Raw genomic sequence first — 15770 nt, 5'->3', positions numbered from 1 at the left:
CCGCCGTGGCCATGTCCGCGCTGGAAAGCGGCGTCGCCCGCGGCACCATCGACGATATCGGCGGCAGCGTGGAGGCCTACCGCGCCATGCTCCGCACCCGCATGGCCGCCGCCCGCGCCCGCGGCCTCGCCCATTGCGAAAGCTATACAAAATAAGGGCCGTTCCGGGGGGAATCCTTCCCCCCGGTTCTTTATTCCGCCTCCCGGCGTATCCGAACGGCACAACGCTTCCCCGTGCACGGCTTTGCCGTGCGCCGGGAAAATCCGCCCCGCGCCTTCCTGAACTCCCCTGAAACGCCTGAGCATGGGAACTTCTCCCCGCATGAACGGCAAAACGCCGCACGGGCGCTCGTATTTGCCCCGTACAGGAAAAGCCATGGAACTGCGCCTCATCACCCGCGATAAAAAACGCTTTCTGCCCCTGCTTCTGGAAGCGGACGAGCAGGAAAGCATGATAGACCGCTATCTGGAACGCGGAGAGCTTTTCGTCTTTTTTCAGCATGAGGAACCTGCGGCCGTGGCCGTGGTCACGAAGGAGGCGGAAGGCGTGTATGAGCTGAAAAATCTTGCCGTGGCCGGAACGCTGCGCCGCAGAGGCATAGGCAGGCGCATGGTGGAGGCGCTTTTCGCCCTCTACAGAGGTTGCGGCATCATGCTGGTGGGCACGGGCGATTCCCCCATGACCCTCGGCTTCTACAGGGCCTGCGGCTTTGCCTTCTCTCATGTGGAAAAGGACTTCTTTGTGAAGAACTACGACCACCCCATCGTGGAGAACGGCAAAAGACTCACGGATATGATCTACCTGAAAAAAACGCTGTAGACGGCCTTTCCCCTGGCGGACAGGAGGGTGTCGTCCCCCCAGCAGCGGGCCGCGCCGACATGCCCCGGAAAAACGTTCCGCCCGGCCTGCCCGTGCTGCGGGCTGTCCCGCCTTCCGGCGCAACGCATGTTTCCCCTGCTCCGCACGGCTTTTCCGCACGGTTTTTGCAGGAAATTCTTGAAGGGCGGCTTGTATTCTGATATTTCCGTGGGAATATGAAGAAATACGCGCGGGTCGCGCGGGCCATGCCCGCATTCCCGGCCCGCCGGGTTCCGTCCATGGGAGCGTGGCCGGGACCCTTGTATGCGCGTCTGCGCTTTTCTGCATTTTCCAGAGGGAATTACTATCCTTCAGGGGGGAATTATGGAACCTTATTACGCTGGGTGGATGTCGCTTCTGCCCCCGGTCACGGCCATCGTGCTTGCGCTCATAACCAAGGAAGTGGTCTCTTCCCTGCTCATAGGCATTCTGACGGGCACGTTCATCTACACCATCGGCACGGGCGCCGACTTCGTGCTCATGGGCACCATTGAATCGGCCTTCGCCATCATGGTCAAACGCCTCAACTTCGACATCATCATGTTCTGTTCCGCTCTGGGCGCGCTGGTGTATGTCATTTCCATGGCGGGCGGCTCCCGCGCGTACGGGCGCTGGGCCACCTCGCGCATCAAAAGCAGGCGCACGGCCATGCTCTCCACCTGCGGCCTCGGCGGCCTCATCTTCATCGACGACTATTTCAACTGCCTCACCGTGGGCACGGTGATGAAGCCCGTTACCGACACCTACAAGATTTCCCGCGCCAAGCTCGCCTACATCATCGACGCCACGGCCGCGCCCATCTGCATCATTGCGCCCATTTCCAGCTGGGCCGCCGCCGTGGGCAGCAACCTGAAATCCACCGGCGCGTTTGAAAGCGAAATTTCCGCCTTCATTTCCGCCATTCCCTACAACTTCTATTCCCTGCTCTCGCTGTTTCTCGTGATTCTGCTGTGCCTGTTCAAGTGGGACTTCGGCCCCATGCGCGCGGCGGAAAAGCGTGCGGAAGAAGGCGACCTCGGCGTACTGGCCCAGCAGACCGGCATCGGCCTGGAAACCAAGAACGGCAACGTGTTCGACATGCTCATCCCCATCGGCAGCCTCATCGTGTTCGCCGTGCTCGCCATGATGTACAGCGGCGGCTACTGGGGTTCCGACCCGCAGTACCATGAATTCCGCGCCGCGCTCGGCAACTGCAACGCCTCGCCCTCGCTGGTGTGGGCCTCCTTCGGCGGCCTGGTGGTGGCGCTGCTTCTGTATGTGCCCCGCCGCCTCATGAACCTTTCGGAATTCATGCACGGCGCCGTGGAAGGCATGAAGGCCATGCTCACGGCAAACCTCATCCTCGTGCTGGCATGGGGCATCAGCGGCGTGTGCCAGGATATGCTCCAGACCAACAAGTTCGTGGAATCGCTGGTTTCCGGCAACATGATCGGCGGTATGCTGCCCTTCCTCATCTTCGTCATCGCGGGCTTTTTAAGCTTCTCCACCGGCACGGCCTGGGGTTCCTTCGGCATTCTCATTCCGCTGGTGGTGCCCGTGGCGCAGGCCGTATGCCCCGACCTGCTGGTCGTGGCCCTTTCCGCCACTCTGGCGGGCAGCGTGTTCGGCGACCACTGCTCCCCCATTTCCGATACCACCATTCTTTCCAGCGCAGGCGCGGGATGCAGCCATATCGAGCACGTTTCCACGCAGCTTCCCTACGCCCTGCTGGCGGCCGGATGCAGCGCCATGGGATACCTTGTGGCCGGATTCGTTTCCTCCAGCCCCTGGGTATGCCTGCTGGTGAGCGGCGCGCTGCTCGTGCTGGCGCTTCTTGCCCTGAACGCCTGGCATGACAGAAAGGAAGCCGCCGCCTAAAAACGGCTCTTCCCCGCCCTTTTCTCCCCCCGCAGACTTTCTGCGGGGGGATTTTTTATGCGGCATTTCTCATCCTGCGTTCCGCCCCATGCCGGAAAAGACCGCCCGGCGGGTATGCCTCCCCCCGACAGCGCAAAAGCCCTTCTTTACGGGACACGCCGTACACACGGGGCCTGTATGGAGCCTGCCGCGCCGTGACGGGGGCAGATGCCGTGCGGCCGCCGCCCCGGCCGCTGAAGACCGGCCGGGACATGCGCGCGTTGAAAAAACATTCCCAGCAGGCAACAGCGCGGGCAAGGAAGAAACACCCGAGTCTCATGAAAACCGACTGCACGGAACGACGGAGAACCGCTGTTCTTCCGTCATCCCCTTCCGCTGACACGACGGCCCGGCGAAGGCCGGGACGGAGTCGGCTGCGTGGGCGGGCACGAAGTGCGCGCCCACACTGAGGCGGCGGTCGGAAGTCGGCAGGGAAAACCCGCCCTGCCCTTTTGCGGCGGCCCCCGCGGAAAGTGAAACCAGCCCGATGCCTCCCGACAGAAAAAGCCGCAAGCCGGAGGAAAAGTTCCGCATCCCCTTTTCACGGTTGCCCTGCCCGTCATGGGGGTTCGGGGGAGATTATCTCCCCCGGCGGGGTGCGGGGCGGCGCCCCGCCTGCCTTTCCTGCCCCGCCTGCCTTTCCTGCCCCGCCTGCCTTTCCTGCCCCGCCTGCCTTTTCTCTCCCCCCTCTCCTCTGTTAAACGACGAAAGGCCGGGGGAACCGGCCTTTCGTTTCTGCTGCATGGGGGAAGGTTATTCGCCCTGTTTCTGGAGCTGTTCCTTCACATAGTTGACCATGCCGCCCTTGTCAATGAGGGTCTGCATCATGGGCGAGAGGGCGGGGATACGGATTTCCGCGCCGTTGTCGAGGTCGCGGATAAGGCCCTGTTCGGGGCTGATTTCCAGGGTATCGCCGTCGTTGATCTTATTGACCTCGTCGCCCACTTCCAGGAGCATGAGGCCCATATTGAAGGCGTTGCGGTAGAAGATGCGGGCGAAGCTGTGGCCCACCACGGCGCGGATACCGGCGCCGATGATGGCGAGGGGGGCGTGTTCACGGGAGGAGCCGCAGCCGAAGTTGCGGTCCGCCACGATGATGTCGCCCTTCTGCACGCGCTTCACCCAGCCGGGTTCCAGGCCTTCCATGCAGGCTTCGCCCAGTTTTTCGGTATCGGTGGTGACGAGAAAGCGCGCGGGGATGATGGCGTCGGTATCGATATGCGCGCCGACCTTATGTACTTTTCCGGTAAAGGACATGGATGTGCTCCTTTTTTCCCGCCGGGCACGGAGCCTGCGGGGTGCGGAAGGCGGCCTTCCGCAAAGATATGCTCATGGCGAAGCGCTCCGCGAAGATTCCCGGCGGAACCTTGGCAGAGGCCCTTTCCGAAGCGCGACGCGCAAAAAAAACGTTGCGCGGGCGCTTCTTCCGAAAAGGAAGCCTACAGCGCGTCCGGCCCGGTGATGGCGCCGGTCACGGCGGAGGCGGCGGCCACGCAGGGGCTTGAGAGGTAGAGTTCCGATTCCAGGCTGCCCATACGGCCGCGGAAGTTGCGGTTGGACGTGGAGATGCAGCGTTCGCCGTCGCCGAGCACGCCCATGTAGCCGCCGAGGCAGGGACCGCAGGTGGGGGTGCTGATGACGCAGCCTGCGTCGGAGAAGACTTCAAACAGGCCTTCATCCATGGCCTGACGCCACACCGCGGGGGTGGCGGGAATGACGATGCAGCGCACGCCCTTCGCCACCTTGCGGCCGCGCAGAATTTCCGCCGCGTCGCGCATGTCGGAAATACGGCCGTTGGTGCAGGAGCCGATGACCACCTGATCCACGGAAACGGAGGAAAGTTCGGACACGGGGCGCGTGTTTTCGGGCAGATGCGGGCAGGCCACCACAGGTTCCATGCCCGTCACGTCCATGGTGACGACGCGCTCGTATTCCGCGCCCTCGTCGGCGGCAAGAGCCATGGGATCGGGCGTGCCGTGGGCGCGGCAGTATTCGGCCGTCATGTCGTCGGAGGGGAAGAGGCCGCACTTGCCGCCCGCTTCGATGGCCATGTTGGCCATGCAGAGGCGGCCTTCGATATCCACATCCTTCAGCGCGGAACCGCCGAATTCCAGGGCGCGGTACAGAGCGCCGTCCACGCCGATTTCCCCGATGAGGCGGAGGATGAGATCCTTGCCGCGGATCCAGCGGGGCATGGAGCCTTCGATATTCACGCGGATGGTGGAAGGAACCTTGAACCACAGCCGGCCGAGGGCCATGCCGCAGGCGATGTCCGTGGAGCCGAGCCCCGTGGAAAAGGCCCCGAGGCCGCCGTAGGTGCAGGTATGGCTGTCCGCGCCGATGACGAGGTCGCCGGGCTTCACCAGCCCCTTTTCCGGCAGAAGCGCGTGTTCCACGCCCGCGCAGCCGCCTTCGTAATAATGGGTGATGCCCATTTCCGCGGCGAAGCGGCGGGAAACGATGACCTGATTGGCGGAGGCGATGTCCTTCTGGGGGGTGTAGTGGTCCATCACCAGAAAGACCCTGTCCTTATCGAACACCTTCTTCGCGCCCATGGCGCGGAAGGACTTGATGGCGAGGGGGCCGGTAATGTCGTTGGCGAGCACGCCGGAGAGGGAACATTCCACAATCTGTCCCGGTTCGCGGACTTCCTCGTCGGTGTGCATCTGCAAAATTTTCTGGGCAAGCGTCATTGCCATGATTGATCTCCCGGAGGGAAAGCGATTTCGCGGCCTGAAAAAGCCGCAGGAGCGGCCTTTCCCAAAAACGGAAAAGGCCCTGAAAACGCCGGGCGGCCGCCCCGGAAAAGGCCGCCGCCCGGAACATGCAAAGCTAGTCCACAGGATTCTGCTTGTAGCTGATGACGTCCTTTTCCTTGTGTTCAAGGCGGTTCAGGGCGTCCACATACGCCTTGGCGCTGGCCACGATGATGTCGAGGTCGGAACCGCGGCCCGTGGCGGAATACTTGCCGTCGCGCAGGTGCACGGACACTTCGCCCTGGGCGTCGGTACCGCCGGTGATGGCGTTGACGGAGAACTTCTCAAGCTCGGCATGGGTGCCGCAGATCTGGGAAATGACGTTGAAGGCCGCGTCGATGGGGCCGACGCCGAAGCCGGCGAGGCGCACTTCCTCGTCGTGATCCTGCATGACCACGGCCGCCGTGGTGGGCATGGTGGAACCCATGGTGGTCTGCACGCAGATGTTGCTCAGGCGGAAGCGATCCGGGATGCGCATGCGGTACACTTCGGAGAAGACCAGCGCTTCGAGGTCTTCGTCGTGAATGCGGGCCTTCTTGTCCGCAAGTTCCTTCATGGCGGCGAACACGGCGTTGACCTGATCGGTATCCAGGCTGTAGCCGAGTTCCTCAAGGCGCGTACGCACGGCGTTGCGGCCGGAATGCTTGCCGATGACGATGTCGGTGGACTTGCGGCCCACGGCCTGCGGCGTCATGATTTCGTAGGTGTTGCGGTTCTTCAGCATGCCGTCCTGATGGATGCCGGATTCATGGGCGAAGGCGTTGCTGCCGATGATGGCCTTGTTCGCCGAGATGGGACGGCCGATGATGAGGGAAAGCAGATGGCAGGAGGGATAAATCTGCTCGGTGACGATGGAGCATTCCACACCGTAGTATTCGGGGCGGAGCTTCAGGGCCATGACGAATTCCTCGAGGGAGGCGTTGCCCGCGCGCTCGCCGATGCCGCTCAGGCACAGTTCGGCCTGGCGCGCGCCGTTCTTCACGGCGGCGAGGCTGTTGGCCACGGCAAGGCCCAGGTCGTCGTGACAGTGCACGCTGAACACGGCCTTGTCGGAGTTGGGCACGTTCTCGATGATGTAACGGATGAGCGCGCCGAACTCGTCGGGCTGGGCGAAGCCCACGGTATCGGGAATGTTGATGGTGGTCGCGCCCGCTTCGATGGCGGCCGTCACGATGCGGACAAGGAAGTCGCGGTCGGAACGGGAGGCGTCTTCAGCGGAAAATTCCACGTTGGGGGTGTAGGAAGCGGCGCGCTTCACCGCGGCCACGGCAAGTTCCACCACTTCGTCGGGCGTCTTGCGCAGCTTGTATTCCATGTGGATGGGAGAAGTGGCGATGAAGGTGTGGATGCGCGGATGGCGGGCATGTTTCACCGCTTCCCACGCGCGGTCGATGTCCTTGAAGTTGGCGCGGGCAAGACCGGCCACCTGGGCGTTCTCCACGCTCTGGGCAATGGCCTTCACGGCCTCGAAGTCGCCTTCGCTGGCCGCGGGGAAGCCCGCTTCGATGACGTCCACCCCCAGCATTTCCAGCTGACGGGCGATGCGGATTTTCTCGCTGAGGTCCATGGTGGCGCCGGGGGACTGTTCCCCGTCGCGGAGCGTGGTATCGAAAATAATGACGCGGTCGGACATGATGTTCTCCTTCGTTTGCGGGCCCATTTTCGCGTATGTTTTGTTCCATCGCCGGGGCGAAAACCTATAAAAAAGGCTGCTCCGACTTCCGACGGAACAGCCTTTTACCTGTCATTCGCCAGAAATCACGATATATCCGGGCACAGCAGCAGACCGGACAGTCGTCCGCAAAGAAGCAGCAGGGAAGAAGCGAAGCGGACTTCGTTCTTCGAGGCGGCGGTATTGCGGACATTGTACATCGTGACTCCCTGCGCTTATGAAAAGCGCCTTTTTTGCAACACTACGCAAAGCGCATGGTTTTTTCAAGAAAAAATGTGAAGGCGGACGGAAAAAGTTAACGCCCCCGCGCCACCGGTCCCTTCTCTCAGGTCTCAGACATGACGCGCATCGACCGCCTCCGGGCCGCGGCAGCACTACGCCCGGCCCCGCGTGCCCGCCATGCCGGGAAGGCGTGGAAAAAGCCCGTGCGCCTTCCGCATCATGGCGGAATAGCAAGGAAAAGGACGGCCCCCGTATCGGAAGGCTAGCCCTTCTCCATCACCAGTTCCTTGGCCTTGCGGTAGTCGAACTTGCCGGAGCCCAGAAGCGGCGCCTGCTTCACGCTTACGATGCGCTTGGGCGTCCACAGCGGGGAAAGGCCGCGGCTGGCGAAGTGGGCGGCGATGCGGCTCGTGGTCACTTCGTCGGTATCGATGACAAGGGCGAGCTGTTCGCCCTTGCGCGGATCGGGGATGGACACCACGCCGAGCACGGCTTCGGGCCATATTTCCCGCAGGGCCTCTTCCACGGCGGCAAGGGAAACCATTTCCCCGCCTATCTTGGCAAAGCGCTTGGCCCTGCCCCGGATGAAGATGAAGCCCTCCTCGTCCACATGCACGATGTCGCCGGTATCGTACCAGCCTGCGCCGTCGTCGCCGGTGGCGCCTTCGGCAAAGGCGGCGGTCAGTTCCTCGTCGGCCGGAGGTTCCAGCACGCCGGGCGCGGCGGAACGCATGTAGCCGAGCATGACGTTGTCGCCCTTCACCCACAGAACGCCGGTGTTCTCCTCGTCGATGCCGGGCACGGGACGAAGCCGGAAGGCCAGCCCGGGCACGATGCGGCCCACGCTCCCGGCCCTGCGGTAGGCGGGCGTATTCACGGCGATGAGGGGCGAGGTTTCCGTAGCGCCGTACCCTTCGAAAAGGTCCACGCCGAATTTCTCAAGCCATACGCTGCGGGTGCTTTCGCGCATTTTTTCCGCGCCGATGATGACAAGCCTGGCGTGGCAGAAATCGTAGGGACGGCCGTAGCGCGCGTAGCCTGCGCAGAAGGTATCCGTGCCGCAGATGATGGTGGACTGGCTTTCGTAGAAAAGGCGCGGCACGATGCGGTAATGCAGAGGAGAAGGATAGAGGAAGACGCGCACCCCGGCGAGCACGGGCAGAAGCGTGCAGATGCCCAGCCCGAAGGCGTGGAACATGGGCAGACAGTTGAAGAGCTTGTCGCCCGCGCCCACGGTGAGCATACTGAGCGCCTGGTAGCGGTTGGAGGTGATGTTGATGTGGCTCAAAAACACGGCCTTGGGCACGCCTTCCGTACCGGAAGTGAACATGACGGCGGCAGGTTCCGTGCCCGGGGTGGAGGGAGCGGAACGCATCCATGCGCCGAGCGCGCCGAAAAGCTTGTCGGAAAGGGTGAGATTCTTCGCCACGTCCTCAAGGTAGACGAGCGTGAGCCCCGCATCCTTCAGCGCCTGTTCCATGGCCGTAAGATCGGCCATGGCGAGAAAACGGCGGGAAGTGAGCACATGGGAGAGCTGCACCGTGGAGCAGCAGGAAAGCACGGCGGAAATGCCGGAGGTGAAATTGAGCATGGCGGGAACGAAGCCCGCCGAGTGCAGCCCGAAGAAGGCCACAAGTCCGGGCAGGGACGTGGGCAGAAGAAAGCCCACCCTCTTCTCGCCCCGGAAAAGGCGGCGGAAGGCCCGGCCCAGCACGGAAAGCTTAAGAAGCAGCGCGCCGTAGGTGAGCACATGCCTGTCCTGATCTTCCGCAATGGGGAAGCGGCGGCCGGAAAGCGCCACCGCATCCATGAGCACCTGCATGATGTTGCGCCTGTCCATGCCGGAACGGTATTCCAGCTCGGTCATGATGTCGTAGAGGCGTTCGCCCATGCGCCTGCGCCGCTCGCGCGGGGGCAGGCCCTGCACGGGATGGAACTTCTGAGGTTCCAGCACGCTCACGGTGATGCGCGGGAACCAGCGGCGGCGGCCCTTGTGCCGGGAATAGGAGAACATGGAACTGATGGCCCCGTCGATGCGCACGGGCAGAAGCGTGGCGCTGGCCTTTTCCGCAATGACGCCCGCAGCCTCGAGAATACGGGCATAGCGCGGGTCGTTGCCGAGACTGCCGCTGTGAAAGACCATGCAGCGGCCGTTTCTGGCCAGGGCGTGCACCAGGGAAACCGTGGCCGCAGGGCTGGAGAAGTCGAAGAACTGGGTGTCGGTCAGCGCGCAGACCGGGCGCATCCACCATTTGTGTTCCAGCGCCCTGTCGGCCAGAAGCGCGATGCGGTCGGGCAGGAGCGCGGCCAGAAGCAGCGGGTCGATGATGGAGCCGGGATTATAGAGGATGAGGGTGCGCGGCCCGGCGGCGTCGTAATGTTCGCGGCCGCGCAGCTCCACGCGGTAGATGAGCCTGAGCAGATGACGGACAATGAAACCAAACATGCGGACTCCCTGGATACTGCGGCAAAGACCCCGTCGACCGGAATCCGGCGCACGGGGCTTTCATCATCATGCCCAAAGGCCCCCGTTTTGTCGAGTACCCGGGCCGCGAAGGCCCTCCCCGGAGAGCCTTCGGAAAGGGACGCGTTCCCCCGGCCGGACCCGCCGTCCTTGCGGAGCGTGCATAAATATGGTATCGAAGCCCCCATGTTCGATTCAAGCATCGCCGCCAAAATATCCTATCTCGCCGTGGCCTTCGTGCCCGTGCTCCTAGGCATCATTCTTCACGAAGTGGCCCACGGCCGGGCCGCCCTGCGCTGCGGAGACCCCACGGCCCGTATGCTGGGCCGCCTCACGCTCAACCCCGTGCCCCATATCGACCCGGCGGGTACGGCCGTGTTCGCCTTCACGGCGCTGTTCTCGCCCTTCGTCTTCGGCTGGGCAAAGCCCGTGCCCGTGAATCCGCGCTACTTCCGCAACTACCGAAGGGACATGCTCTTCGTTTCCGCGGCAGGGCCGCTGACCAACATGGCGCTTGCCATGATCTTTGCCGTGGCGCTGCGCCTGCTGCTCTTCGCGCCCGCGGATTTTCTCGTGAACACCTCCACGGGCAGGTTTCTGCTGGAAATGTGCCAGATAGGCATTTCCGCCAATTTCACCCTGGCCTGGATCAACCTTCTGCCCATTCCTCCGCTCGACGGGGGGCGCATTCTGGAAATGCTGCTGCCCGGGCAGATATCCCTTCAGTTCCAGCGTGTGGAACGCTACGGATTTCTTCTGCTCGTGCTGCTGCTGGCAAGCGGCGTCATGAGCTCCATACTCATGCCGCTCATTCAGGGTTCGTGGACCTTCGCGCTCTGGGTCGTCGGCATCTGATCCCTTCCCCTTTCCATCCATCAGGAGACACGCCATGACGGCGAATCAACGCACTGTTTCAGGTATGCGGCCCACCGGGCCTCTTCATATCGGCCACTACTTCGGCGCGCTCAAGAACTGGGTCGCGATGCAGAACGACCACGAAGCCTTCTTCTTCGTGGCCGACTGGCACGCCCTGACCAGCAACTACGCCGACACCACCCGCCTGCCGGAATTCGTGCGCGACATGGTGGTGGACTGGCTCTCCGCCGGGCTGGACCCGGAAAAGTGCGCCATCTACCGCCAGTCCGACATCAAGGAAACTGCGGAACTGCACCTGCTGCTTTCCATGATCACGCCCCTCGGCTGGCTGGAACGCTGCCCCACCTACAAGGAACAGCAGCAGCAGATCACCGACAAGGACCTCGGCAACTACGGCTTTCTGGGCTACCCCGTGCTCATGACGGCGGACATCATCCAGCACCGCCCGCACTGGGTTCCCGTGGGGCAGGATCAGCAGCCGCATCTTGAACTCGCCCGCGAAATCGTGCGCCGCTTCAACACCATGTACGGCACGGAAGTGTTCCCCGAACCCGAGGCCAAGCTCACCCCGGCGGCCAAGTGCCCCGGCCTGGACGGCCGCAAGATGTCCAAGAGCTACGGCAACGGCATCTTCCTGCAGGATACTCTGGAAGAGCTGACGCCCAAGATCCGCGGCATGTACACCGACCCGGCGCGCCTGCGCAAGAGCGACCCGGGCAACCCCGACGTGTGCAACCTCTTCCCCTATCATGTGCTTCTGGCCGACAAGGCCACCCAGGACGAAGTGCGCGAAGCCTGCACCCATGCCACCATGGGCTGCGTGGCCTGCAAGAAAATCTTCATGCAGAACCTGCAGAACTTCCTCGAACCCCTGCACGAAAGGCGCGCCGCCATTCTGGCCAGGCCCGGCATGGTCGAGGAAATTCTCGCCGAAGGCGGAAAGCGGGCGAAGGCCTCCATCGACGCCACCATGGCCCTCGTGCGTGCGGCCATGCACATGGACTGATAAAAAACGCCTTCCCGGCGGGGAAACCCGCCGGGAAGATTTCCCGCCGCCAGGCCGGAAGCGGGATGAAAACGCCCGCCCCGGGCCCTTCCGGCCTACCAGAAAGCCAGCGCTCCTCCCCGGAAACCATCTGCCGCGCCTTTTCTTCCGCAAAAAAAATATTTTCTTTTTTCCGCGCCCGTGGGAAAACAGTCGGGGCGGGGCCACGCGCCTCCCGGAAGTTTTCTCCGGCCCCTCAAAAAAGATTTCCGTAAAGAACCTGCGCCTGAATAAATGGCGCCGTGCAAAAAACGCTTTTCCCGGACATGCGGGGCAGGCCGCAGACATATTGCCCACGCCCCGGGGCATACGGCCCACGCCTGAGGAGTGAACATGCAGCCCACGTTCGACATACGAAAACAGCCGGGCGAACTTGTCGTTTCCGTTTCCGGCTCATGGGACAGAAACGCCCCCGGTTCCGGCCCTTCGGCCTGCGAGGCGCTCACGACGCGCGCCCTTGCCGCCCTTGAAGGCGACGTGCGTTCCGTGCGTCTTCTCGCCCCGGAGCTGGAAGGATGGGACAGCCCGCTTCTCGCCTCCTTCTACGCCGTGGCGAGAGAAGCCTCGCAGCGGGGCATACGGGTGGATTTCTCCGCCCTGCCGGAAGGCATGGCCCCCATGCTGGACATGGCTCTCGCCGTGCCGCCCCGCGATCAGGGCGTGAAGAAGAGAGAACCCGGATTTCTGGAAACGGTGGGCGAAAAGTGCCTCGCCTGGCCGGGCATCACCGTGGATGTGGTGAACTTCATCGGCGAGGTGTCGCAGAGCGTGGCGCGCTTCTTCACGGGCCGCGCCTCATGCAGTTCCCGCGACATGTGGAACGTGCTGCGCGAATGCGGGGTGGACGCGCTGCCCATCGTCACCCTCACCAGCCTTCTTCTCGGACTCATTCTCGCCTTCGTCAGCTCCATGCAGCTCAAGCTCTTCGGCGCGGAAATCTATGTGGCCTCGCTGGTGGGCGTTTCCATGGTGCGCGTCATGGGGCCGGTGCTCACGGGCATCGTGCTGTCGGGCCGCACCGGCGCATCGTTTGCGGCCGTCATCGGCAGTATGCAGGTCAACGAGGAAGTGGACGCGCTGACCGGCTTCGGCATTTCCCCCACGGATTTTCTGGTGCTGCCGCGCGTTCTGGGCCTTGCCCTCATGACGCCGCTGCTCACCCTCTACGCCGACGTGGCGGGCATGGCGGGCGGCTTTCTCGTGGGTGTGCTCATGCTCGGCATCTCCCCCGCCTCCTACCTTGCCAACACGCTGGAATTCATGCGCATGAGCTATGTATGGATAGGGCTGCTGCACGCCTTCGTGTTCGGCTTCATCATTTCCCTGTGCGGCTGCTACCAGGGCATACGCTGCGGCCGCAACGCCTCGGCCGTGGGCCGGGCCACCACGGCGGCCGTGGTATGTTCCATCGTGGGCATCATCGTGGCCACCTCCGTCATCACCATCATCTTCACGGTGCTCGACCTATGACAGACGCCATTGCCGAAAACGCCGCCGTCACGGCGCGGAACGTCACCGTGGCCTACGGGGCCCGCGTGGTGCAGCGCAACCTTTCCTTCACCATTCGCAGGGGCGACATCTTCATCATCATGGGCGGTTCGGGCTGCGGCAAAAGCTCTCTTCTGCGCGTGCTCATGGGCCTCACGCCCCCGGCGGAAGGCTCGGTGTACTACGGCAGGGAAGACTTCTGGGGCGCGGATACGAAGGAGCGCGAAGCCATCATGCGCCGCACGGGCGTCATGTTCCAGAGCGGCGCGCTCTGGACGTCGCGCACGCTGGCCGAAAACGTGGCCCTTCCGCTGGAATACTATACGCGCCTCTCCCCCCGGGAAATACGCGACATCGCCTCCTTCAAGCTTTCCCTCGTGGGGCTTGCGGGCTTCGAGGACTTCTATCCCTCGGAAATAAGCGGCGGCATGAAGAAACGCGCCGGACTCGCCCGCGCGCTGGCCCTCGACCCCGAGGTGGTGTATTTCGACGAACCTTCCGCAGGGCTCGACCCCGTAAGCGCGGCAAGGCTCGACGAGCTCATCCTGCAGCTCAGGGACACCCTGGGCATGACCGTGGTGGTGGTCACCCATGAACTCGCCAGCATCTTCGCCATAGCCAACAACTCCGTCTTCCTGGACGCGAAGACGAAAACCATGATCGCCGGAGGCGACCCGCACGAGCTGCTCAGAAGCGGCCCCGACGACGTGGTGGAATTTCTGACGCGCGGCAAGGGCCGCGACCGTGGAGGAATCAAATGACGGAACGCGGTACCAAAACCTTCATCGGGTTCTTCGTTCTCGGCGCGCTCGCGCTCTTCATCGCCTTCATTCTCCTGCTCGGTTCCGGCAGGCTGGGCGACAGGAACCCCACCTTCGTGCTTTACTTCGAAACCTCCCTGAAGGGCCTTACCCAGGGTTCGCCCGTTTACTTCAAGGGCATACGCATAGGCAAGGTCGCCTCCATACAGATACGGCCCGAACTAGGCACCGCGAAGTTCTATACGCCCGTCATCATCGAAATAGAAAGGGACAAGGCCACCGCCCTGCTGGAAGACGGCAGCGAAAGAGACGTGTTCGAGGAAAACGGACTTCTGACCAGGCTCATCGAGGCGGGGCTGCGCGGCAAGCTCGGCATTTCCAGCATTCTCACCGGCCAGCTCTGCGTGGAGCTCGACATTCTGCGCAACGCCGACCCGGTGGACATGACGAAACTCACGCCCTACAAGGGTTCCCCGCAGATTCCCACGCAGCTTTCCTCCCTCGACGCGGCTCTTTCCACGCTGGAGAACATTCCCATTCAGGAAATACTCTACGACGTCATCGGCAGCATCAGGAGCATGAGCGAACAGCTCGGCAGAATCGACGTTTCCGGCCTTGCCGTGAGCCTGCGGGAAACGAGCGACGCCATACGCGAGGAAGTGCGCGGCTTCGGTTCCGTGCGGCGGAACGCCACCGCCGCCGTCGACGCCTACGCCGCCCTCGCCTCTTCCCTGCAGAAGGATATCCATGCCACGCTCGGCAGCGTGAACGCCACGCTGCGCAGCATAGGCAATCTCGCCGATTCCTCCGAAAGCGTCGTCGTGGAAGCGCAGGGCGCCATGAGGGGCCTGCGCCGTACGGCCGATACCGCAAACAGCCTCTTCAGCGAGGATTCCGCGCCCGTGCTGGAATTCAGCCAGACCATGCTTTCCCTGCGCAAGGCGGCCCAGGCCCTTTCCGAACTGGCCACCCTGCTGGAAATCAAGCCCAATGCCCTCATCTTCGGGAGGAACAACTGATGAAAGCCCTTCTTCTCACCCTTGCGCTCGCCACGGCTCTGACCGGATGCTCCTTCCCCGCGCAGCTTCGTTCCTCCCCCTCGGTGCGCTACTATGTGCTCTCCTCGCCCCTGCCTCAGAGTTCCGCCTCCGAAGCGGCCAGCATAGGCGTGCTGCCCGTCACCCTGCCGGGATACCTCACCCGTCAGCAGATCGTGCTGCGCGATACCGACGGGGTCAGCATCACCATCAATGAATACGACCGCTGGGCCGAAAGCCTGAGCCAGGGCATTTCCCGCGTGCTGTGCGACACGCTGGCCATGAAGGGCGTGCCCGCCCTGCCTCTGCGTACCGGCGCCAAGGTGACGGACAAGCTCATGCTCGATGTGCGCCGCCTGGACGGCCCCCTCGGCGGCAACGTGGTCTTCGACGTGGTGTGGAGACTCCAGCGCGACGGCGCGGTGCTCAGATCCGGCCACATGGTGAAGAGCCGCCCCGCGGGCGACGACCTCGAAAGCCTGGTGAACGCCCAGTCGCAGCTCGTGCAGGACCTTGCGGCCGAAATCGCCGCGCGCCTGCGCTGAACGGAGGCCGCACGGCCCCTGCGGATAAAGACACGGGCCGAACCTGCGAAAAGCCCCCGCCTGCACCTTGACGGACGGGGGCTTTCTCATGCCGTAAAAACACGACACCTGGCACTCCGGGGAAGGAAAAAAGCCGCGGCGTACCGCGCA

General features: G+C 63.3%; 12 protein-coding genes. 8 read left to right on the top strand and 4 right to left on the bottom strand.

What is annotated here, in order from left to right:
• Positions 1 to 375 precede the first annotated feature (375 nt).
• Together CZ345_RS11075 and CZ345_RS11070 are read left to right on the top strand one after the other, a co-directional pair.
• Positions 376 to 819 carry a GNAT family N-acetyltransferase gene (locus CZ345_RS11075; protein WP_077073207.1) on the top strand — a complete coding sequence of 148 codons (444 nt, stop codon included), beginning with the start codon at positions 376 to 378 and terminating at the stop codon, positions 817 to 819.
• A 363-nt stretch (positions 820 to 1182) separates the two neighbouring features.
• Positions 1183 to 2715, top strand: a complete 1533-nt coding sequence (locus CZ345_RS11070) for a Na+/H+ antiporter NhaC family protein (RefSeq protein ID WP_077073206.1) — start codon at positions 1183 to 1185, stop codon at positions 2713 to 2715.
• 792 nt (positions 2716 to 3507) lie between these two features.
• Here the strand turns inward: CZ345_RS11070 and CZ345_RS11065 are convergent.
• The 4 genes from CZ345_RS11065 to CZ345_RS11045 form a co-directional block, all read right to left on the bottom strand.
• Positions 3508 to 4011 (bottom strand): 3-isopropylmalate dehydratase small subunit, encoded by a 504-nt coding sequence (locus CZ345_RS11065; RefSeq protein WP_077073205.1) that lies wholly within the window; start codon positions 4009 to 4011, stop codon positions 3508 to 3510.
• Between the two features lie 182 nt (positions 4012 to 4193).
• On the bottom strand, positions 4194 to 5453 hold the full coding sequence (leuC, locus tag CZ345_RS11055; RefSeq protein ID WP_077073203.1) for a 3-isopropylmalate dehydratase large subunit: 1260 nt from the start codon (positions 5451 to 5453) through the stop codon (positions 4194 to 4196).
• 133 nt (positions 5454 to 5586) lie between these two features.
• Positions 5587 to 7143, bottom strand: coding sequence for a 2-isopropylmalate synthase (locus CZ345_RS11050; RefSeq protein ID WP_077073202.1), 1557 nt, complete (start codon positions 7141 to 7143; stop codon positions 5587 to 5589).
• A 523-nt stretch (positions 7144 to 7666) separates the two neighbouring features.
• A complete protein-coding gene (locus tag CZ345_RS11045; protein ID WP_077073201.1) occupies positions 7667 to 9850 on the bottom strand; it encodes an AMP-binding protein in 2184 nt (727 codons plus the stop codon).
• 204 nt (positions 9851 to 10054) lie between these two features.
• Between CZ345_RS11045 and CZ345_RS11040 the strand changes: the two genes are divergently transcribed.
• The 6 genes from CZ345_RS11040 to CZ345_RS11015 all read left to right on the top strand — a co-directional run bounded on the left by CZ345_RS11040 (position 10055) and on the right by CZ345_RS11015 (position 15620).
• Positions 10055 to 10723, top strand: coding sequence for a site-2 protease family protein (locus CZ345_RS11040; protein WP_077073200.1), 669 nt, complete (start codon positions 10055 to 10057; stop codon positions 10721 to 10723).
• A gap of 34 nt (positions 10724 to 10757) precedes the next feature.
• On the top strand, positions 10758 to 11750 hold the full coding sequence (trpS, locus tag CZ345_RS11035) for a tryptophan--tRNA ligase (RefSeq protein WP_077073199.1): 993 nt from the start codon (positions 10758 to 10760) through the stop codon (positions 11748 to 11750).
• Between the two features lie 372 nt (positions 11751 to 12122).
• Positions 12123 to 13259: an MlaE family ABC transporter permease gene (locus tag CZ345_RS11030; RefSeq protein ID WP_077073198.1), complete on the top strand. Its 1137-nt coding sequence runs from the start codon at positions 12123 to 12125 to the stop codon at positions 13257 to 13259.
• Entirely contained in the window at positions 13256 to 14038 is a 783-nt protein-coding gene (locus CZ345_RS11025; protein ID WP_077073197.1) for an ABC transporter ATP-binding protein, read from the top strand. The genes CZ345_RS11030 and CZ345_RS11025 overlap by 4 nt, the downstream gene beginning before the upstream one ends.
• Entirely contained in the window at positions 14035 to 15057 is a 1023-nt protein-coding gene (locus CZ345_RS11020) for an MlaD family protein (RefSeq protein ID WP_077073196.1), read from the top strand. The genes CZ345_RS11025 and CZ345_RS11020 overlap by 4 nt, the downstream gene beginning before the upstream one ends.
• On the top strand, positions 15057 to 15620 hold the full coding sequence (locus tag CZ345_RS11015) for a PqiC family protein (RefSeq protein WP_077073195.1): 564 nt from the start codon (positions 15057 to 15059) through the stop codon (positions 15618 to 15620). The genes CZ345_RS11020 and CZ345_RS11015 overlap by 1 nt, the downstream gene beginning before the upstream one ends.
• The last annotated feature ends 150 nt before the right edge of the window (positions 15621 to 15770 follow it).

Source organism: Mailhella massiliensis, from assembly GCF_900155525.1.
Lineage (GTDB): Bacteria > Desulfobacterota > Desulfovibrionia > Desulfovibrionales > Desulfovibrionaceae > Mailhella > Mailhella massiliensis.
This window is presented reverse-complemented; position numbering and strand designations above follow the sequence as displayed.

Bases quoted from the DNA above. Each gene is read 5' to 3' on its own strand.
- leuC (WP_077073203.1), bottom strand. From the start codon at position 5,453: ATGGCAATGACGCTTGCCCAGAAAATTTTGCAGATGCACACCGACGAG.
- CZ345_RS11075 (WP_077073207.1), top strand. From the start codon at position 376: ATGGAACTGCGCCTCATCACCCGCGATAAAAAACGCTTTCTGCCCCTG.
- CZ345_RS11050 (WP_077073202.1), bottom strand. From the start codon at position 7,143: ATGTCCGACCGCGTCATTATTTTCGATACCACGCTCCGCGACGGGGAA.
- CZ345_RS11040 (WP_077073200.1), top strand. From the start codon at position 10,055: ATGTTCGATTCAAGCATCGCCGCCAAAATATCCTATCTCGCCGTGGCC.
- CZ345_RS11045 (WP_077073201.1), bottom strand. From the start codon at position 9,850: ATGTTTGGTTTCATTGTCCGTCATCTGCTCAGGCTCATCTACCGCGTG.
- CZ345_RS11025 (WP_077073197.1), top strand. From the start codon at position 13,256: ATGACAGACGCCATTGCCGAAAACGCCGCCGTCACGGCGCGGAACGTC.
- trpS (WP_077073199.1), top strand. From the start codon at position 10,758: ATGACGGCGAATCAACGCACTGTTTCAGGTATGCGGCCCACCGGGCCT.
- CZ345_RS11020 (WP_077073196.1), top strand. From the start codon at position 14,035: ATGACGGAACGCGGTACCAAAACCTTCATCGGGTTCTTCGTTCTCGGC.
- CZ345_RS11030 (WP_077073198.1), top strand. From the start codon at position 12,123: ATGCAGCCCACGTTCGACATACGAAAACAGCCGGGCGAACTTGTCGTT.
- CZ345_RS11065 (WP_077073205.1), bottom strand. From the start codon at position 4,011: ATGTCCTTTACCGGAAAAGTACATAAGGTCGGCGCGCATATCGATACC.
- CZ345_RS11015 (WP_077073195.1), top strand. From the start codon at position 15,057: ATGAAAGCCCTTCTTCTCACCCTTGCGCTCGCCACGGCTCTGACCGGA.
- CZ345_RS11070 (WP_077073206.1), top strand. From the start codon at position 1,183: ATGGAACCTTATTACGCTGGGTGGATGTCGCTTCTGCCCCCGGTCACG.